At 27.0% G+C, this 20,770-nt stretch carries 19 protein-coding genes; 15 read left to right on the top strand and 4 right to left on the bottom strand.

Translation table 11 applies throughout. From position 1 onward, the window contains the following. Positions 1–27: 27 nt before the first annotated feature. Complete coding sequence (locus SFBMNL_RS04920; protein ID WP_042294712.1) at positions 28–1,254, bottom strand: replication-associated recombination protein A; 1,227 nt, start codon at positions 1,252–1,254, stop codon at positions 28–30. A 97-nt stretch (positions 1,255–1,351) separates the two neighbouring features. Here SFBMNL_RS04920 and SFBMNL_RS04915 point away from each other — a divergent pair, with 97 nt between their 5' ends. Continuing rightward, entirely contained in the window at positions 1,352–3,577 is a 2,226-nt protein-coding gene (locus SFBMNL_RS04915; protein ID WP_042294711.1) for a dynamin family protein, read from the top strand. 50 nt (positions 3,578–3,627) lie between these two features. On the opposite strand, the gene SFBMNL_RS04910 is transcribed toward SFBMNL_RS04915, so the two are convergent. Beyond that, positions 3,628–3,981: a hypothetical protein gene (locus SFBMNL_RS04910; RefSeq protein ID WP_005805971.1), complete on the bottom strand. Its 354-nt coding sequence runs from the start codon at positions 3,979–3,981 to the stop codon at positions 3,628–3,630. Between the two features lie 129 nt (positions 3,982–4,110). Between SFBMNL_RS04910 and prmA the strand changes: the two genes are divergently transcribed. The 6 genes from prmA to rpsU all read left to right on the top strand — a co-directional run bounded on the left by prmA (position 4,111) and on the right by rpsU (position 9,028). Then, a complete protein-coding gene (gene prmA, locus SFBMNL_RS04905) occupies positions 4,111–5,046 on the top strand; it encodes a 50S ribosomal protein L11 methyltransferase (RefSeq protein WP_042294710.1) in 936 nt (311 codons plus the stop codon). A 21-nt stretch (positions 5,047–5,067) separates the two neighbouring features. Further along, a complete protein-coding gene (locus tag SFBMNL_RS04900; RefSeq protein WP_042294709.1) occupies positions 5,068–5,808 on the top strand; it encodes an RsmE family RNA methyltransferase in 741 nt (246 codons plus the stop codon). Between the two features lie 25 nt (positions 5,809–5,833). Then, positions 5,834–7,138 carry a tRNA (N(6)-L-threonylcarbamoyladenosine(37)-C(2))-methylthiotransferase MtaB gene (gene mtaB / locus SFBMNL_RS04895; protein WP_042294708.1) on the top strand — a complete coding sequence of 435 codons (1,305 nt, stop codon included), beginning with the start codon at positions 5,834–5,836 and terminating at the stop codon, positions 7,136–7,138. Positions 7,139–7,152: 14 nt separating this feature from the next. After that, positions 7,153–7,494 (top strand): histidine triad nucleotide-binding protein, encoded by a 342-nt coding sequence (locus tag SFBMNL_RS04890; RefSeq protein ID WP_005805977.1) that lies wholly within the window; start codon positions 7,153–7,155, stop codon positions 7,492–7,494. A gap of 12 nt (positions 7,495–7,506) precedes the next feature. Next, positions 7,507–8,649 (top strand): DUF4214 domain-containing protein, encoded by a 1,143-nt coding sequence (locus SFBMNL_RS04885; RefSeq protein WP_014518740.1) that lies wholly within the window; start codon positions 7,507–7,509, stop codon positions 8,647–8,649. A 202-nt stretch (positions 8,650–8,851) separates the two neighbouring features. Next, positions 8,852–9,028, top strand: a complete 177-nt coding sequence (gene rpsU / locus SFBMNL_RS04880) for a 30S ribosomal protein S21 (protein ID WP_005805980.1) — start codon at positions 8,852–8,854, stop codon at positions 9,026–9,028. A gap of 188 nt (positions 9,029–9,216) precedes the next feature. On the opposite strand, the gene SFBMNL_RS04875 is transcribed toward rpsU, so the two are convergent. Continuing rightward, positions 9,217–10,674, bottom strand: coding sequence for an aminotransferase class I/II-fold pyridoxal phosphate-dependent enzyme (locus SFBMNL_RS04875; RefSeq protein WP_007442964.1), 1,458 nt, complete (start codon positions 10,672–10,674; stop codon positions 9,217–9,219). Between the two features lie 156 nt (positions 10,675–10,830). On the opposite strand from SFBMNL_RS04875, the gene SFBMNL_RS04870 reads away from it, so the two are divergent. The 7 genes from SFBMNL_RS04870 (at position 10,831) to SFBMNL_RS04840 (ending at position 18,732) form a co-directional block, all read left to right on the top strand. Then, positions 10,831–11,421 carry a 50S ribosomal protein L25 gene (locus SFBMNL_RS04870; protein WP_007440052.1) on the top strand — a complete coding sequence of 197 codons (591 nt, stop codon included), beginning with the start codon at positions 10,831–10,833 and terminating at the stop codon, positions 11,419–11,421. A 106-nt stretch (positions 11,422–11,527) separates the two neighbouring features. Continuing rightward, complete coding sequence (locus SFBMNL_RS04865) at positions 11,528–13,255, top strand: phospho-sugar mutase (RefSeq protein WP_081832582.1); 1,728 nt, start codon at positions 11,528–11,530, stop codon at positions 13,253–13,255. A gap of 14 nt (positions 13,256–13,269) precedes the next feature. Next, a complete protein-coding gene (locus SFBMNL_RS04860; protein WP_005805987.1) occupies positions 13,270–14,334 on the top strand; it encodes a tetratricopeptide repeat protein in 1,065 nt (354 codons plus the stop codon). An 8-nt stretch (positions 14,335–14,342) separates the two neighbouring features. Continuing rightward, positions 14,343–15,080: a WecB/TagA/CpsF family glycosyltransferase gene (locus tag SFBMNL_RS04855; RefSeq protein ID WP_042294707.1), complete on the top strand. Its 738-nt coding sequence runs from the start codon at positions 14,343–14,345 to the stop codon at positions 15,078–15,080. Beyond that, positions 15,074–16,348 carry a hypothetical protein gene (locus SFBMNL_RS04850; protein ID WP_042294706.1) on the top strand — a complete coding sequence of 425 codons (1,275 nt, stop codon included), beginning with the start codon at positions 15,074–15,076 and terminating at the stop codon, positions 16,346–16,348. The genes SFBMNL_RS04855 and SFBMNL_RS04850 overlap by 7 nt, the downstream gene beginning before the upstream one ends. A gap of 12 nt (positions 16,349–16,360) precedes the next feature. Continuing rightward, complete coding sequence (locus tag SFBMNL_RS04845; RefSeq protein ID WP_005805992.1) at positions 16,361–17,515, top strand: glycosyltransferase; 1,155 nt, start codon at positions 16,361–16,363, stop codon at positions 17,513–17,515. Beyond that, entirely contained in the window at positions 17,500–18,732 is a 1,233-nt protein-coding gene (locus SFBMNL_RS04840; protein WP_005805994.1) for an O-antigen ligase family protein, read from the top strand. The genes SFBMNL_RS04845 and SFBMNL_RS04840 overlap by 16 nt, the downstream gene beginning before the upstream one ends. 1 nt (position 18,733) lies before the next feature. Here SFBMNL_RS04840 and pdaA read toward each other — a convergent pair whose 3' ends face one another. Then, entirely contained in the window at positions 18,734–19,543 is an 810-nt protein-coding gene (pdaA, locus tag SFBMNL_RS04835; protein ID WP_042294705.1) for a delta-lactam-biosynthetic de-N-acetylase, read from the bottom strand. A 112-nt stretch (positions 19,544–19,655) separates the two neighbouring features. Here pdaA and ychF point away from each other — a divergent pair, with 112 nt between their 5' ends. Continuing rightward, positions 19,656–20,750 carry a redox-regulated ATPase YchF gene (gene ychF, locus SFBMNL_RS04830; RefSeq protein ID WP_042294704.1) on the top strand — a complete coding sequence of 365 codons (1,095 nt, stop codon included), beginning with the start codon at positions 19,656–19,658 and terminating at the stop codon, positions 20,748–20,750. Positions 20,751–20,770: the final 20 nt, after the last annotated feature.

The raw sequence follows: 20,770 nt of genomic DNA, 5'->3' as shown, positions 1-20,770 counted from the left end.
TGAAGCAGGTAGTCTATTTTATGCTACCTACTTTATTTTTTGCCAAAAATCTTTAATGGATTGTTCAAATTTATTATTACCATAATTATAGTAAATTTTGTCTTTAAGTTTATGTGGGAGATAGTCTTGTTTGATATAATTATTAGGATAGTCATGAGGATAAAGGTATTTGGTTTTTTCATTTATTTTATTGTTTGAATAGTTTGAACATAAGTACGAAGGAATTTCTATTTGATTTTTTTTAACATCTTCTAATGCTCTATTTATGGCTAAATATGCCGTGTTTGATTTTGGGGATGTGGCTAGTAATATTGTTGCTTGTGAAAGTGGTATTTTTGCTTCAGGAAATCCAAGCATTATGGCAGAGTCAATACATGATTTAACAATGGAGATTGCTTGAGGGTATGCTAAACCTATGTCTTCTGATGCTATTACGAGCAATCTTCTACAGATAGAGTTTAAGTCACCGGATTCTATTAGTAATGAAAGTGCTATTGATGCTGCATTTGGATCTGATCCTCTTATTGATTTTTGTAAATAGCTTAAATTATTATATAAATTGTCTTGATTTTTGATACTTAGATTCACTGTGGATTGAGATAGCGATTCTATTTTATCCATAGTTATGCTTATATTTGGATTAAATGTAATTGTGCATAATTCCAAGATGTTTAATGCCTTTCTAAGATCGCCATTAGATATGTTTGCGATATATTTTATACTCTCTTCGTTAAATTCATAATCTTTAAAATTTTCATCGATAACGTTTATTAATTTGTTTTTAATATCAGAGCTAGTTAATGGTTTAAAATTGATTAGGATACATCTGCTAATAATTGAGTCTACAATTGAAAAATTTATGTTTTCGGTTGTGCTACCTATTAATGTTATGTATCCATTTTCAATGAATTCTAAAATGATCTGTTGTTGTTTTTTTGAAAGGAAGTGAAGTTCATCTATAAATAAGATAATACCGTTGTGTTCTGAAAGATTGTAAGTTTCTTTTATTATTTGCTTTATTTGATCAGTATTTGTTGTTGTTCCATTTAGTTTATAGAATGATTTATTACATTGTTTAGAAAGAATGTTTGCTAAAGATGTTTTTCCAGTTCCAGGTGGTCCATATATTATCATATTTGGTATTTTTTTTGATTTAATGATGCTACTTATAATTTTATTTTTACCTATTAAATGTGATTGTCCAACAAAATCTTCGATTTTTTCAGGTCTAATTTTATCAGCTAATGGTTTCATGTTATCCTCCAAACAAAAATAAAAAATATATTTAAAAAATAAGTTGTATATATTATAATGGTTGTAAAAATATTCCATTTTTGAGGTGAAATTAGTTTTGTATATTGATAAATATAAGAAGGCTATTTCTTTAATTGATAATATTAATTTAGAGTTAACCTCTAATAAAGAATTAATTGAAAATGATGAATTTAGTACTTCATTAAATAATATAAGGTATATTTTAACACAAAAAACTTTTAAAGTCGCTGTTGTTGGGGCTATAAAATCTGGTAAATCTACAATATTAAATGCTTTTATTGGAAGAGATTTACTTCCAAATCAAAATGCACCATGTACAATATCCACTATAGAAATTTTTCATTCAAATGAGAATTGTAATTATGTAAAAAAGCAATTTAGTGATGGTAGCTTTGAAAATATAACATCTAATAAGAGGTTTACTTTGGAACAAATGTTTCACAGTGATATAAAAGAAGTTAGGAAAAATAATACTCACTCAACTATAGAAAGATATTTATTACATACCCCTATAAATGGTATAAAGACCTCCAAGTATGGAGATGTAATAAATAAATTTGTTTTATTAGATACTCCTGGTTTAGATGAGATTTCTACAACTAACTTTAATACGGATTATGTTAAGAAAATTTCTTTTAAAGAACTCAGAAATTCTGATGCTCTTATTATTGTTTTGGATTATCAGAATTTTATGTCAGATATAAATGGGAAAATTTTGAAATTAATTTCTAGCAATGAAAAATTGATAGAACGGGATAGAAATAAGATATTTTTTGTTATTAATAAGATTGATTTGCTTAATAGTAAGGATGAAAGTATAGATGATTGCATTGAAAAAGCTAGAGAGATGATTAAGGAGTATATACCTAGTATAAAAAATCCCAATATTAATTATGTTTCTGCAAGGCAGGCTCTTTTAGCTAGAATTGTTAAAAATAATTTTGCGTCAAAGGAAATTTTAGATGAAATTGATAGATTGTATGGATCAAAGTATACGGAAAGTATAGAGATAAATGGTTCTATTAGGCAATTTAAACTTGAACCCTCTGAGTATTGTGATAAATTGTTGGAAGAAAGTAGAATTGAGATAATAGAAGAGGAGATTTTGAATTGTATATTTTCTACTTTTGCTGAGGAAAGTTTAGAGGCTGGGATTGAAAAAATTATTGCGATTAATAATGATATAATAAATAGTCTTGATAATGATATATCGGTTATAGATAATAAATATAATATTTCTTTTACTAAGATCGAAAATATTAAATGTAAGTTATATGATTTGAAAAAGGAATTTATTGAAGTTATTAATATACCTAAGGTTTCTCTTAATATTTTAAAAAATACTATTAATGATAAGCTTGATGAGATGTCTCAGTATTTAGATAATATTGTTAATGAAATGTTACCTGTAAAAAATATTTTGGAATTTGAGAATAAAGATGACTTATTATATAAAATTAATGTTATAGAAAATAATATTAAGGAGAGTTTAAATGTTACTCTAAATAAGGTCAATGATCATATTTATAATGAATCTTTTAATACTCAAATAGAGATAAATAAAAATTTGAATGAAGCTTTTAGGAAAATCGGCGATGAGTTTAATAAGTATGTAAATGAACATATAAAGTTTAAATTTCAAATTTATAATTTTGATGATATTTGTATGAGTAATATTGATTTTAATGAGTTGAATATAACGGAAACCCAGAGTCAAGTTAAGGAGTGCGATGAGTTTAGTACCTCTACTTTTAGTTTGGGAATGGCAGCCACAAGTGTAGCAGGTAGTGCTGTTGGAGGAATTCTTGGGAAAAATCTTTCTGTTTTGGAAACGGCTATTGGTGCAACTTTTGGTGCAGGTATTGGACTTTTATATTTTTATATGAAAAAATTGAAAAGTACTAGGATAAGAGAGAGGATTATTTATTCAGTTGATATTGCAGAGTTTAAGGATAATTTTTTGGGTAAGATTAATGAAGTTTTTGAAAATATCAAGAAAGAGATATTTAAGAATGTTGATGAGTTGATAGAAAATAGTGTTTTGAGTGTAGAAAAACAATTATCCAAGTATATAAAGAAACTTGATAAAAGAATAGGTAGACTTATTAAAAATATGAAAATTAATAAAGAAAAGAGAAAAATTGAACTTAAAAATATTGATGTATTCAGGAAAAAATTTATTGGATTTAGGAAAGATCTTAATAGTATAAAGTTTAAGACTATTTATATTGGTGAAAAGAGTATAGAGTTTAATCCAGATAAACCAATCGAATTGAAAAATAATAACATATTGCTTGTTTAGGAAATTAAAGCCACTTTTAAGTTTAACTTAAAAAGTGGCTTTAACTATTTTTATATTAAATTTGATGGAGAAGATGTTTTATAGATATCATTTAATATATTTCTACTATCTAAATTTAATTTTAATATAGAAATATCATTTATTATAAATTTTACTTCTGCAAAAATACCAATTTTAAATATATCGTATATCCTGCCGCTACTAAAACATCCCTTGGGCAAAGCTTTAAAATTATTTATTACATATCCAATTTTTCCAAATGCAGGAACAACACAAATTATAGCTTCTGCATCATAATTATTCTCAGGTTCTTTAAGTAAAATTACTTCATCATTAAGGTTAAGAATTTTTCGGTCTTTGTTAAAACCGGTTTGTATTACAGCAGTATAAATGTCATACATCATCTATCCCCCAAAATTATTTGCATTCTAATTATACCACAGTTTGTATTTTAAAGTTTTATTTATGTAATGGAAATTTGTTTAATTTAGGTGTTATAATCTAAAAAATAACGTTTTGGTTTGGAGGAAATAATGGATAATAGTTACGTAGAGATTAAAATTAAAGTTAATATAGATAATTTGGAGAATATTGAAAATATTTTTTATAAGCTTGGAAGATTTGAATTATATGTGGAGGATCCGAGACATTTATATGAAGAAAATAATTTAAATTTAGATACTTATTTTAATGAAGACGAGATTCTTGTAGATGGAAAAGAAATTTGTGTTGTTAGGTATTATATAAGTGAAAAAGAAAATGTTATTGAGTTCTTAGATATTATAAAGTCGATGATTCGATATGAAAATATAGATTGTTTTATTGAAACTCAAGAAGTTCTTGAAGAAGATTGGGCTAATAATTGGAAAAAATATTATCATACCTTTAAGATTGATAATAGAGTTGTTATTAAACCTGAATGGGAAAATTATGAGAGGCTTAATGATGAAATTTTGATAAATATAGATCCAGGTATGGCATTTGGGACTGGTACACATGAAACAACTAAACTATGTATTCAGATGATGTGTAAATATATGAAGGATGATTATTTTGTTTATGATGTTGGTACTGGGTCAGGTATTCTTGGAATTTTGGCAGCTAAATTAAATGCACGTAAAGTTATTGCAATTGATCTTGATAAAGTTTCTGTTAGTGCGGCAAAGTATAATGTTAAGTTGAATAATATTTCGAATATTGAAATTATTGAGGGAAATCTTTTAGATAATATGAATGAAAAGGGAGATATCATTGTTTCCAATATAATTGCAGAAATAATCTGTGATTTGATACCTGATGTTACAAAGGTTCTTAATGAGGATGGTATTTTTATTATATCAGGTATAATTGATAGTAAGGTCAATCTTATTAAAAATAGTTTATTAAAATACAATATGGAAATTATAAATGAAAGCAAAGAGAATGGATGGTATGCTTTTGCTGTGAAAATTAAAGGAAATATGATATAATTCAAATGTGAGGTATTTAAAATGCGGAGATTTTTTACAGATTTTGAATTTATAGAAGGTAATAATATTTTGTCAATTGATGATCAAGAAGCAAAACATATTTTGAAAGTGCTTAGATTAAGGCTTGGAGATAGATTTATAATAAGTAATTTTAACGATCAAAGTTTTGAGGCAGAAATTATAGATACAACTCTTAAAACTTGTAAGGTAAAATTATTAGATAAAATAGATATTACTAATAAAATCAAAGTTAATATAACAATATTTCAAGGTTATCCAAAAGCTGATAAACTTGAGTTTATTGTTCAGAAACTCACAGAAATTGGTATCCGTGAAATAGTACCATTATTAACTAGGAGAGTTAATGGTAAGCTTGATGTAAGTAAGTTTAAATGGGATAGATTAAATAAAATTTCTAAGGAAGCTTGTAAACAATGTGGAATATCTACAATTCCAACAATAAAATTTCCAATTAAGTTTGCGGATATAGATCAAGATGGAATAAAGAAGTATGATTTAATATTGATTCCTTATGAAAAAGAAGAGTTTAATTTGAAGGAGGTTATAAGGAGTTTTGACAGAGACGATATTAAAAATATTTGTGTATTTATAGGACCTGAAGGTGGATTTGAAGAAGATGAAGTTGATTTTATAAGAAGTTTGGGTGGTATATCCGTTGGATTAGGTAAAAATATATTACGAACAGAAACGGCGACTATATTTATTTCATCTGTATTAAAATATGAATTTGGTGATAGATAAATTAAAAATTTAAGAGGAATAAAAAATGAAGGTTGCAATTTCTACATTAGGTTGTAGGGTTAATATTTATGATACAGAAATTATGATTTCTGCTTTGAAAGAAGACGATTTTGAGGTTGTCTCTTATGATGAGTTTGCAGATGTTTATTGTATTAATACTTGTACGGTTACAAATACAAGTGATAAAAAGTCAAGGCAGTTTATATCCAAATGTAAAAAAATCAACCCAAAAGCTATTATTGCTATGGTTGGTTGTTATCCACAGGTCTCTAAAGATGAAGTATCAGAGATAAAGGATGTAAATATCATTTTGGGTAATAGGTTTAAGGGTCAATTGCCATATTACATAAGATTATTTTTGGAAACAGGAAAACAGGTTATAAAAGTTGATGATAATATTTTGAGGAATATAAGTTTTGAAGATAGAAGTATAAGAACTCTAAAAGATAAACATAGAGCATTTATTAAAATTCAGGATGGATGTAATAAGTTTTGTACATATTGTATAATCCCATTTGCACGTGGAGGGGTTTGTAGCAAGGAGCCACGCAAAATTTTTGATGAAGTTAGATCATTAGTTAGTAATGGATATAAAGAGGTTGTATTAACTGGTATTAATACAACTTCTTACGGTGATGATTTAGGTATAGATATTAATTTGGTTAGTTTGATAGAATTACTTGATGAAATAGATGGACTCGAAAGAATTAGAGTTGGTTCTGTTGATCCGGAGTTTTTTACAACAGAAATTGTTGAGAGAATGAGTAAGATAAAAAAACTTATGCCGCATTTTCATTTATCACTTCAAAGTGGATGTGATTCAGTATTGAAGAGAATGCGAAGAAAATATGATATTTCTCTTTACAAGAGAGTTGTAGAAGATCTTAGAAGAGAGATTGAAGATGTAAGTATAACTACTGATATTATAGTTGGCTTCCCAGGTGAAACTGATGATGAGTTTAATGAAACGTATAATTTTTTAAAAAATATAAAGCTTCAAGATATGCATGTATTTAAATACAGTAAAAGAAATGGAACAAAAGCAGCTGAAATGGAAAATCAGGTTGATGTCCATATAAAAGAGAAGAGAAGTAAAAGTCTTATAGATCTTAATAAATTAAATAAGATTGATTTTCAGAAGAAATATTTAGGACAAACCTTAGATGTGTTGTATTGTACAGAACTTTCAGATAATAATGGAGTTTATGGATATACGAAAAATTATATAAAAGTTGTTTTAAATGATGAAAAGAAATATTTAGGGAAGATTGTTTCGACGCGAATTGTTGATCTGGAAAATGATCACCTTATCGGACAAGCTTTAAAATAGGAGGATATAAAAATATGGAATGTATATTTTGTAAAATAATTCAGGGTGAAGTACCGTGTAAGATAATCTATGAAGATAGTTTTGTAATTGCGTTTGAGGACATTTATCCTTCTGCAACTAATCATGTACTTGTAATTCCTAAGATACATATTCAAAGTTTAAATGATATTGATGAGAAAAATATTTCATATATTGAGCATATTTTTTCAGCTATAGGTAAGATAGTTAAGCTTCTTAATATAGATGAAACAGGATATAGAATTGTAAATAATTGTGGCGGACATGCATTTCAATCTGTAAAGCATTTGCATTTTCATATTGTCGGAGGAGAAGAGCTTTCACCAACATTTTGTTAATAGACTTTAAGTTTGAAAGGATTTAATATGAAGAAGAATAATATTAAAAAAATTATTTTTGGTAGTTTGTTGTCAATATCGATTTGCTTAGGATCAGCTGTCTCTTTTGCACAAACAAAAGAAGATTATTTAGACAAATTCGTAGGGAATATCTATGGAATAATATTTAATAGAGAGGCTGATGAAGAGGGAAAAAATTATTGGATTAATCAAGTGTTGGATGAAAATATAGGTGTATTAGATTTATTAAATCAAATTTTGGATCAGCCAGAATTTGAAGAACTTAATATATCTAATGAGGAGTTTATAAATAAAAATTATGAGTTATTATTAAATAGAGAAGCTGATCAAGAGGGATTTGAATATTGGTCTGGTATTCTAGGAGACAATACATCTAAAAATGAAAGGCTAAGTCTAATTAATGAAATGGCTCATAGTGAAGAATTCATGGGTGAAATAAATAATTTGGGGATTTTATTTAAGAAGTATAAGCAAGAGCCTACAGTTGAACCTGAAAAGCGTAGTGATCTTGATGAGTTTATAAGTGATGCATATACATATCTTTTAGGAAGAGATTATGATTATGAAGGGTTTAATTATTGGAAAAATCAATTGACGTCTCAAAGTAAGGGGGCGATAGATTTAATAAATGAATTTATAAAATTAGATGAATTTAAGTCTAGGAACCTTTCTGATAGACAATTCATTAGTGAAATATATCAGGTTTTATTTAATAGAGAAGCTGATTCTGATGGACTTAATTATTGGATTTCTCTATATCAAAAAGATAAAACATCACAAAGGATGGTTAATATAGTTTTAAATATTGCTGATAATACAGAATTTTTAGATAGAATTAAAGGAATGAATATAATTTTTAAGAAAATTGATTTAAATTTATTTTATTCTGAATTATTAACAAAACAAAACAAAATTAGAGCAATAAATTCATCACAGCTATCGGAAATAAAACAAGGTATGACTTTCTTTGATATAATTGTAAAACTTGGAAGAACAAGAAATGTTTCAAATGTTGAGGGAGTAAATGTTGCAAAATATATTGTTGATGGATCCAAAGAGTTTTATTTTATATTTTCTGATCCGTCAGCTATATATAAATTTAATCCAATGGATATTTTAAATTCACAAAATTAATTTAATAAAATGTAATAATTAATTAAAAAAAAGTACATAATTAACTATGATAAAATCATTTAAATTAGTTTTGAGAAGTGCTTTATACTTGAAGTTTTCTTTATTGACATAAAAAATTATTTATTGTATAATTCTAGATGAAATCGCTAACCCAAAATGAGTATAAGGTTTGTATTTTGTACTAGCGGAGGGAGGGAAATATATGTCTGAAATAAAAGTTGGAGAAAATGAGTCTTTGGAAAGTGCATTAAAAAGATTCAAAAGAAAGTGTGCAAGAGCTGGGGTTTTATCTGAGGTTAAAAAGAGAGAACATTACGTTAAACCAAGTGTTAAAAGAAAGAAAAAATCTGAAGCCGCAAGAAAGAGAAAGTTTAAATAGCAAGTTATATATAGAGGAATAGCAGTTTTTAATTGTTATATTTTGTGGTGGTTACACCCTCCTCGACGAGCTACAAATTAAGTTATAAATTTTAGTTTTAAATTATTTTAATAATAGTTTTAAGGGTAAGTGATTGTTAGAAAGTGAAAATTTAGAGTCACATTTTATAATGTGGCTCTTTTATTTTTTTAATCTATTATTTTAATATTTTCGATTTTAGGATCCTCTGTTCCTTGAACGAATAAACCTATAGATTTTATATATTCTATATAATCAACAATTTCTTGTGTGATTATTTCACCTGGACAAAGGACAGGAATTCCAGGAGGATATGCAAGAAGAAATTCTGCACTAATTTGATCAACACTTTTTTTAAGAGGAATTGATTTTTTGTTTGATTGGAAAGCTTTTCTAGGTGAATATACTTGTTTTGGTATTTCAGGTATAGTTATATTAAATTTATTAGTATCTTTCTTTTCTGTATTTGCTCTTATATCTTTAAGTGCAGTTATTAATTTGTCAATACTTTCTTTTGTATCACCAAAAGATCCAGCAGCTAATGCGTTGTAAGCATCTGCCATTTCTAATTGAATTTTATATTTTGATGCAAGTCTTTTTTCTAATTCATATCCGCTTATTCCAAGTTTTCTGCAATTGATTGTAATTTTTGTTGGATCAAACGTAAAGAATCCACCATCATTTTTCAATTCTTCTCCAAAACAATAAAGAGAATCTATTTTGTTAATTTCTTCTCTTGCGTAATTAGCAAGCTCAATTGATTTATCTAGTAATTCTTTTCCATTGAATACAAGTTGTTTTCTTGTGCAATCAAGAGATGCGAGTATTATATATGATGGAGATGTTGTTTGTAATAAATTTAAATTTTGTCTTACTTTTGATGGTTCGATATATTTCGATTTTACATGTAAAAATGAACCTTGAGTTAATGATGATGTTATTTTGTGGGTGCTTTGTGCACATATGTCAGCTCCAGCATCCATCGCACATATTGGCAGTTTATTATTAAATATTAGATGTGGACCATGGGCTTCATCAATAAGTAATGGAATGTTATATGAATGAACGAGTGAGGCAATTTTTTTGATATCAGTTGAAACTCCATAGTAAGTTGGATTTATTAATAAAACTGCTTTAACATCAGGATTGTTTTCTAAAGATTTTTTTACTGTATTAAATGGTATACCATGAGATATAGAAAGGAATTCGTCGATATCTGGATTCATATACACAGGTATTGCCCCGCTTAAAATAATGCCAGCTGTTATGGATTTGTGGACGTTTCTAGGAATTAATATTTTATCACCACTAGATACTGCGGACATTATCATTGCTTGTATTGCAATAGTGGTTCCATTTATACAGAAGAATGAATAATCAGAGTTGTATGCATCTGCAACTAATTCTTCTGCTTTTTTTATAGATGAAGTAGGATGATGTAAACTATCGACCGATTTAAATACTGTAACATCTATTTTAAATGCGTTTTCTCCGATGAAATTTTTAAATTCTTCAGGTATACCAATTCCTTTTTTATGTCCTGGGACATGAAATGGTACTGTGTTGTTATTTACATATTTCATTAGTGAGTCAAAAATTGGTGTTTTATTTTGATCTAGCTTATACAAAGTCTTAAACCATCCTTTCAAAATATCAATACTTAATGGTTATAATAACACAAATTATAATTTCTACAACAATATTGAAGAAAATTTCTATAAGTTAAAAAAGTTGTATAAGAAATATTTAAAAGTGTGATAATACAGACAAAGGGAGTTGATAAAATGATAAACGCGATAATTAATAATGGGACAACAAAAGGATCAACTAAAAAATTGAGAAGAGAAGGTAAGGTTGTTGGGAATATTTATGGAACTGATATACCGTCAACTAAAATAATTTTAGATAAAAGAGATATAGAAGAATTACTGACTCATGGCGGTGATCATAATACTGTGCAAGTTAACCTTGAAGGTAAGAAATATAATGCAATAATTAAGGAAGTTCAAAAATGTCATATTACAAATAATATCTTGCATGTTGATTTTGAATGTTTTAATGGAGATAAAGTAATTAATGCAGAAGTTCCTGTTAATTATGTTAATGAATTTGTTGCAACTAAAAATGGAGCGATTATACAAAAGGAAAAAAGCAGTATAAAAGTTAGATGTAAAGCTAGTAAAATACCTGACAAAATTGATTTAGTTATAAAGGAACAAATGTTAGGACACGCTGTTAGGATTTCTGATATGGAAGTAGGGGATGAAATAACTATACTAGATAGTTTAGAGTCTGTAGTAGCTTCAATAAATTTTGCCAAAAACTTTGTTGACGAATCAAATGAAGTATCATCAACTGAATCAGAGATTAATTAATTATGCTATAACAGTACAAATTATCTTGTTTGTACTGTTATATTTATATATTCTCGTGGATGTAGTATAATCAAGATGTTAATATTATCTTGATGAGGTGGTAATTGTGTATAAAAAGTTGGCAGATAAGTGGTTGTCATCGAGTAATATCAGTGCAGATCATAAAAAAGAAATATATGATTTGGATGAAAAAGAATTAGAAGATAGATTTTATAAAGAGTTAGAATTTGGTACAGGTGGACTTAGAGGAATAATTGGATCTGGTGTAAATAGGATTAACATTTATACTATAGGTAAGGTTACGCAAGGTTACGCAAATTTTTTGAAGGATAAATACAAAGATCAGGAAATAAGTGTGGCTATAGCTTATGATTCTAGAATTAAGTCAGATGAATTTGCAAAGAGGGCAGGACTTATTTTTGCGGCTAATGATATAAAGGTTTATTTATATGAAAGTTTAAGACCAACACCTATGCTTTCTTTTGCAGTTAGGGAGTTGAAGTGTAAGGGTGGTATTGTTATAACAGCTTCACATAATCCCAAAGAGTATAACGGATACAAAGTTTATGGAGAAGATGGTGGACAGTTAACAGATATCTTGGCTAGTGAAGTTTATGATAGAATATGTGATGTTGATATATTTGAAGATATAAATATTTTGAGTGAAGATGAGGCTATTAGTAAATGTAAACTTGAATATATAGGAGAAAACATAGATAGAAAATATTTTGATAAAGTTAAGGAATTAGTTATAAGAAAAGATTTGGTTAAAAATCATAGCCACGAATTAAAAATAGTATATACTCCACTTCATGGTTCTGGGTTACTTCCAGTTACAAAAGTATTAGATGAATTGGGTTATTCAGATATTAAAATTGTTGAGGAGCAAAGGGATCCTGATGGCAATTTTTCGACTGTACCATATCCTAATCCAGAACTTGAGATTGTATTTGATTTACCTATAAAATTAGCCAAGAAAAATGATAGTGACTTGATTTTAGCTACTGATCCAGATTGTGATAGAGTAGGAGTTGCATCTAAAGGAAGAGATGGCGAGTATAAACTTTTGACTGGTAATCATATAGGGATTTTATTATCTGAGTATATATTGTATTCTTTAAAAGAAGAAGGAAAGTTAAGTAATAAATCTACTATTATTAAAACGATTGTAACAACAGATGTTGTAAAAAATATTTGTGATCATTATAGCGTTAATCTAATTGAAGTATTAACTGGGTTTAAATATATAGGTGAGAAAATAAAAGAATTTGAAGTTGATGATAATAGTGAATATGTTTTTGGATTTGAAGAAAGTTACGGATATTTATTAGGTGATTTTGTTAGAGATAAGGATGCTGTTATTGCGACAAACATTATAGCTGAAATGGCATTGTACTACAAAAAGAATGGAAAAACTTTATGTGATGCTTTAGAGTGTTTATATGATAAATATGGTTTTTCTTTGGAGAATTTGGTTTCTATAGAATTAAATGGTAAAGAAGGACAAGAGAAAATTTCTAATTGTCTAGAAGTGCTAAGAGGTATGGATAAAGTTAGTATTGAGCATATGAATACGGTTAAAGTTCAAGATTATAAATATGGAATAGAGAAGGATGTTGTAAATAATACAAAGAGTAAAATAGATTTACCTTCATCAAATGTTTTAAAAGTAATATTTGAAGATGGAAGTTGGTTTGCAGCTAGGCCTTCAGGGACAGAACCAAAAATTAAATTTTATTTAAGTGTTAGGAGCAACCATAAGGAAGATATAGTTGCTAAAATGGAAGAGTTTAAGAAAAATGTATTAAATCTAATAAAGGACTGCATGAGTTAAGATTAGGAGTAAGTATGAGTTACAATATTAATGAAAGACTTTCAAATTTAATATTTATTGAGTTAAAAGATTTAACAATTTTAGATAAAATAAGCCCATATTTGTATAAAGAATTGCAGGGGAAAGATGTTCTTTTCCCTGTTGATCTAAAGCTTATAACAGATAAAAATAATCCTAAAAGTAGTGATCTTACAATGGATAAATTTTTTGTAGGGATGATTTTATGCATTGGTGGAAATGAAAAATTTATATATAACAATTACTACGAGGAAATAATATTAAATTTTGATAATAGTCAGGAGTTTTATAAGGGGTACATATATTCACTAATTCAAAAAGATGAATTGTTTGATGCGTACATAATGTTAAAAGGATTGTCTAAGATTTATTTCAATGATGAATATAAAGAGAAGTTAATAGTAGTTTTAATGAATTTAAAAGATAAGGATGAATCTTTTAATTCTGAATTAAAATTTCATATTGATGATGCAATAAAAAATTATAAAACGTTTAATAAGGTTTATTTGTATAAGGCAATAATTGAGAGAGATGAGGGTAATTATGTACTTGCACTCGATAGTATAAAAAAATATAAGGTTAAAGATGACCAAGAAATAAAAGAGTTTAAAGATCATTTAATGGCTTGTAAAGATTATCAAGATGGTAAGGAAAAAATATATTCTTCGCCTAAGGAAGCTCTGGAAAAGTTAATTCCATTAATTGATATGTTTAAAAACGATGCTTTGATATATTATTATATTGCAGTAGCACATAGGAAACTAAATATGAATCAACAGGCAATTTATTATTTAGAGAATTCTAGAAGAATAGATAGTGATATTGTTGAGGTTGTAAATGAATTAGGCTTGAACTATGCAAGTTTAGAAATGTATTCTGAGGCAATTAAATATTTTGAAACTGTATTTAAAGTTACAAATTCAATAGAAGTGTGCACAAACATAATAATGAGTTATTTGAAATTAGATGATATGCAAAATGTTAAGAAATATTTTGAAATAGCACGTGGAATAAATAGTAATGACGAAATTTTAAAGGAGTTAGAAAAAATTATTTTATAAATTGAATTATGTATACAAATTTAACAGGATATAAAATATATACAGGAAGTAAAGATGATTTAGTAAATATAATACGTGAACATTTGTTATCAAATAAAAATGATAAATTAAACATAGTTTCTGGTAATCCAGAAGTTTTGTTAAATGGATTAAACGATAATTCCCTTAAAAAATATTTTTGTAGAGATGATAGTGTTGTCATACCAGATGGTGTTGGTATAAAGATACTTTTGAAATTACTAAAGAAAATAAATATTTGTAAGATTGCTGGAATTGATATAATGGATGAGGTTTTAAAGATTTGCAATGAGCAATCTTTAAAAATTTATTTTGTAGGTACTACAGATGAAAATTTATTATTAGCTATTGATAATATATTAAAAAAATATCCAAATATAAATATTGTTGGACATAATAATGGTTATTTTGGTGATAATTCACATGATGTTTTTCAAAGAATAAAGCAAAGTAACACTGATGTAGTATTTGTTGCTATGGGTAGCCCACGCCAAGATATTTTTATAAATAAATACATAGATATGCTTGGATGTAAATTATTTATGGGAGTTGGGGGGAGTTTTGATTTGTATGCTGGAAAGCTTAATAGAGCTCCAAGAGTGATGATAAATTTAGGATTAGAGTGGTTGTATAGGGTATTGAAGGAACCAGTAAGAATAAGGAGATTAACGAGTATACCTAAGTTTATGATGCGAAGTTTTAAATATCATTTAAAGGATAGATGCTAGTGATTAATATCTTATTTGTTTCTTGTTATTCAGTTGATATAAATAATTCTGCTAGCATAGAGTTGATATATTATATGAACTTACTTACTAGTAGTAATAGAGATTTAAAAATACATCTTTTAACGTTAAGTTTTCCTAGTGATAGTATTTACTACGATGGAAAATTATCTAAGCTTGTAAATAAAGATATAGTTGTACATAGAGTAAATGGAAGTTTTATATTAAATAAGATGATACCTAAAAAAGTAGTTTGTAAAAATAAAACGGATATAAAATCTAAACGATTAATTTGGATTAAGAATAAAATTGTAATTATTGATCCATATACTTCTTGGATTAATAAGGCATGCAAATATTTCAAAAAATATTTGAGTGATATAAAGTTTGATATAATTATTGGAATGCATGAACCACCATCCAGTTTAATCTGTGCATATAAAATTAAAAATATGGTAAAAAAATACAATAATAGTGTAGAACTTGTATCGTATTTTAGCGATCCTTATTGTAATGAGGTAAATAGGAGAAATAGGGGTCTTTTGGTAAGACTTTTTAACAAAAGAATTGAAAATAAAATAATAATTAATAGTGATAAGTTTTTGTTTGTAACTAAAAATAACATGGAATATTATAAGAAGAACTATAAATTAACTCCAAAATCCATGGAGATAATACATAGAGGATTTGATGACAAATTATATTGTGATTCTAAGAAAAATTATCCTTCAGATTTTCAGTCAGATAAAATCAATGTATTATATGCGGGTGATATTGTTAAGGGTGTAAGAAATATAAGAGAGTTCATTAAAGCGTTAGGTTTGATTCAAATAAATTTTTCAGATTTATTTTATAAGTTAAATGTAAATTTTGTTGGCAACATAAATGACTTAGAGCAAAAAGAGTTGGCTGATGAGAGTAGTATAAAATTGAAATCGCGTATTCCATATTCTGATATTATAAATATGGTTGTTAATGCGGATATACTTCTTATATTTGGGAATAAGGAGTTTTCTCAAATACCAGCTAAGATATATGATTATATGGGATCGAATGCAATTATTTTAGCAATACTCGAAGATTATAGTGATCCATTATATGAATTGGTTAGTGGTATAAATGGGATTTATTGTTGCATTAATAATTGTGATGATATAATGAGGGCTATGTGTGATATTTTGATTAATTTTAATAGGGATATTGAGTTTAATAGAAATGAATTTAACAATAATGCAATATTATCGAAGTTATCTAAATTTTTAGATATTTAATGAGGTTTATCAATGCATATTGTAGTTATACCATCATGGTATTCAAATAGGAAAAATGCAGTTTTGGGCAGTTTTTTTAAAGAACAGGCATTAGCTCTTAAAGAATTTGGAGAAAATATTACTGTCTGTTACAATGAAATTTTACCAATATATTGCTATAATGAATTTAAGTCAATATTTAGTAGAAAAATATCGTTTAATGTCGAAGATGGATTAGATACATATAGATATAAAGATTTTAATTATTTATTACATAGTAGTATGAGGTTTAATATATTTGCCAAGAGGATCGAAAAATTAATAGATAGAGTTATCGAAGATAAAGGGAAAATAGATATACTTCATTTTCATTCTTGTTTTTGGGCAGGTATATGTGGACCATATATTAAGAAAAAATTTAATATACCATATGTTTTGACTGAACATACAGGTATAAATTATTCCAATAAGATTAAAAGAAGTTATTTGAAATATATTTATGATGCATATAACAATGCTGACAAATTGATAAGCGTTAGTAATTCTTTGAAGAGGGAATTGAAAGAGTTTGTGGGTAATGATATAAGTGTTATACATAATTTTATTGATGGCAACAAGTTTAATATTGTTACAGGAATAAGGTCTAATTTTAAATTTACCTTTTTTACATTAGGGTTTTTAGTTAAGGGTAAAGGTTTTGAAAATTTAATAGATTCTTGTGAATATCTGATCGGTAAGGGATATGATTTCGTATTGGAAATAGGTGGAGATGGATATTTAAGAAATGAGTTAGAGAAAAAGATTATTGATAAAAAACTATGCAATTATGTTAAATTTTTGGGAATTCTTAATAGGGATGAAGTTGTATTTTATATGAATAAGTGTGATGCATTTATTTTGGCATCTTCTTATGAAACCTTTGGTGTGGTATATATAGAAGCTTTAGCTTGTGGCAAACCGGTTATAGGAGTAAAAAATGGAGGGGCTGAGGATATTATTATAGATGATGTGGGTATATTGGTAGATACAAATAGCAAGGATAATTTATCTAAGGCTATAGTAGAAATGATTCTTAATATTAATAAGTATAAATATACAACTATACGCAGTTATTTCTTAAATAATTTTGAGAAAAGCATTATCATAGATAAATTAAAGGACGTGTATGTAACGTGTTTAAGTGGTTAGAATCAAAAATTTTACAGCCAGTAGGGAACAGACTTAAATTAGATTTTGATATGATTAAATTTTATATTACATTGGCATATTTGATATTTAATTTTTCCTATATCAGTATAATTGGTGAATTATCTTATCTTATAAGTGGGTTAAATTATTTATTTTATGCGGTATTTATTTTGATGTTTGTTTATGATATATATAAAAACAAGTTTGAATTTAGTTTTTATAATTGTATTTTTATTTTGTTCTTATTATCTACAGTCGTTACGATGTATTTAAATTCATATAGTATGAGTGAATATGTTAATGAAATAAAGTTTATTTTATTAGGAATGTTTCAATTTTTTATATTTTTTAATGTACTTATCAAAAATAAGGATATAAAATTAAAAATACTTTCTTCAGTTATATTGGGTATTTGTTTTATATCTCACATATTTAGTATAATTTTTTACATATTTAGGGTTAGGTTTGTTTTAAATAAGGTTTATGGATTCCATTTTGATGGTTCTTTTACAGGTATTTATGATAATGAAAATATTTTGGGGATAATTTGTTTTATAGGAATTGTATTTTCATTTATTTTTTTGAATTATTACAAAGATATTCTGTTTAAGAAGATAGCTATAATTAATATTATATTGTCGATTATAATGCTATTTTTAGTTAGTGCACGTAGTGCTGTTATTGCGTTTTTGGTATTTTGTTTTGTTTTTACAGCTATAACGTTTAAAAATAAGTGGATAGTTATATTGTTTTTTATAGTGTGTTGTTTGTTTTCTGTTTATCTATTGATTAATAATGATTTACTGATCAGGTTATTAAATGGAAGGTATGAAATTTGGGAGCAAGTATTATCTATAGTCAAAGATAATATTTTGTTCGGATATTCTAAGACGGATTCGATAAATATTTTAGCTAACAGTACTATAAGATTTTTGTCTGGGGTCAGAGAAGGTGGAACTCATAATACTTTTCTTGATATTTTGCTATCTTATGGTATTATAGCGTTGATTCTCTTTGTTTCATTTATATCTGTCTATCTTGTTAAGGTGTATACGATACTTAAAAAAAATATTGATAAATTTAATTATATAGTTTTATATTCTGCTGTATTGAGTTTTTTATTCATAGGTATGTTTGAGTCTGTATTATTGTATACGCCAAGCTTAATTGGAATTGCATTTTGGTTAATTATGGGATATGTTAAAGATGAATCTTGAATTAGAAATCTGTTAGAGGTCTAAATTCGTATCCTTGAGATTTTAATTCAAGTATTATTTCTTCCAATATTTCAGTATTAGTTTTTGATACTGCATGTAATAGGATTATAGATCCGTTGTGTATTCTACTTAAAATTTTATCTTTAGCCATTTCTTTTGATGGTTGGTTTTTAACATCAAAATCTTTGTAAGCTAAACTCCAAAATATACTTTTATATCCAAGATCATTTGTAAGTTTCATAGAATATTCACTAAATTTGCCCATAGGTGGCCGAAAATATTTAGGCATATCAGTATTTGTTATTTTTTTGTATTCTTCTTCTACATCTGTAAATTCTTTTTTAAATTTTTCAGGGTCTGTTACTTTTGCCATTGAGGGATGTGAGGAGGAGTGATTACATACTAAGTGACCTTCATTCATCATTCTTAATATTAGATCTTTATTTGTTTTAACATAAGGTTTTACAACAAAAAATGCAGCTGGTACATTTTGATTTTTTAATATATCAAGTATTTTAGATGTATAGCCATTTTCATATCCCTCATCGAATGTTAGATAGAGTATTTTCTTTTCAGTGTCTCCTAAATAGTAGCCTGAGAAATTATTTAATATAGGTATAGCGTTTTTATTTGGTTCAGGAGATATATGTTCTTTATTTGGGACTATGTACCAGTCTAGTTCCTGAGTACTTAGGTTTAAATTTGAACAGTTAGCTGTGATACTATATGATGTTTTGGTTTTTATATGAATGAAATTTGTTGATATTAAACTGGTTAATATTAGAAATGAAGTGATAATATTTTTTTTCATTTTAAATCCTCCATTTAATAAATTTAAATTTTATTGTTTTAGTATGTCTTTATTTAATTTGATAAATAAGTGTAAATATATGTTAAAAATTAATGTAGAAAGGTAGTTTTTTATGAAATTAGGTATTGTTGGTTTACCAAACGTTGGTAAAAGCACTTTGTTTAATGCTATCACTAAGGCAGGAGCAGAATCTGCTAATTATCCATTTTGTACTATAGAGCCTAATGTAGGTATTGTTACAGTGCCTGATAATAGGTTGGATGAATTAGAAAAGATATATAATACTAAGAAAAAGGTTTACGCTTCAATTGAATTTTATGATATTGCTGGATTAGTTAAGGGAGCTAGTCAAGGAGAGGGACTTGGAAATAAATTTTTATCCCATATTCGTGAAGTTGAGGCAATAGTTCATGTTGTAAGATGTTTTGAAGATAGCAATATCGTTCATGTTAATGGTCAAGTTGATCCATTAGATGATATAGAAATTATAAATTTGGAGTTAATTTTGTCTGATTTGGAAATCGTTCAGAGAAGAATAGATAAGATCATAAAGTTAGCAAGATCTGGAGATAAAGATTCCAAAATAGAGCTTGATATTTTGGAAAGAGTTAAGGTTCACTTAGAACAAGGTAAAATGGTTAGAAGTATGGATTTGACCAAAGAGGAAGAGGAAAGGGTTAAGAAGTATTTTTTGATAACCAGCAAGAAGACTCTTTATGCTTGTAATATATCTGAAGATGAATTTATTAATAAGATAGAAAATGATATGGTTAAGAAAGTCAAGGAATTTGCTTTGAATGAAAAATCTGAAGCAATTACTCTTTGTGCGAAATTTGAGGAGGAGTTGTCTTCGCTTGATGAAGATGATAGATCTCAAATGATGGAAGAGTATGATATTAAAGAATCGGGGTTGGATCAATTAATTGTTAAGAGTTATAGTTTGCTTGGTCTTATAAGTTATTTAACTGCTGGAGTTCAGGAAGTAAGAGCTTGGACTATAACTGAAGGAACTAAGGCACCTCAAGCAGCAGGTAAAATTCACTCAGATATTGAACGTGGGTTTATACGTGCAGAAGTTATATCTTATGATAAAATGATTGAGTGTAAGAGTGAGGTTGCTGCTAAAGAAAAGGGATATTATCGTTTAGAAGGGAAAGAATATGTAGTTAGAGATGGGGACATCATAAATTTTAGGTTTAATGTTTAATTTAAATTTTTTGGGGTTAT

The sequence above is a fragment of the Candidatus Arthromitus sp. SFB-mouse-NL genome (assembly GCF_000709435.1).
GTDB lineage: Bacteria > Bacillota > Clostridia > Clostridiales > Clostridiaceae > Dwaynesavagella.
The sequence above is the reverse complement of the archived record's forward strand: the minus strand, read 5'-3'. Positions and strand labels throughout refer to the sequence as shown.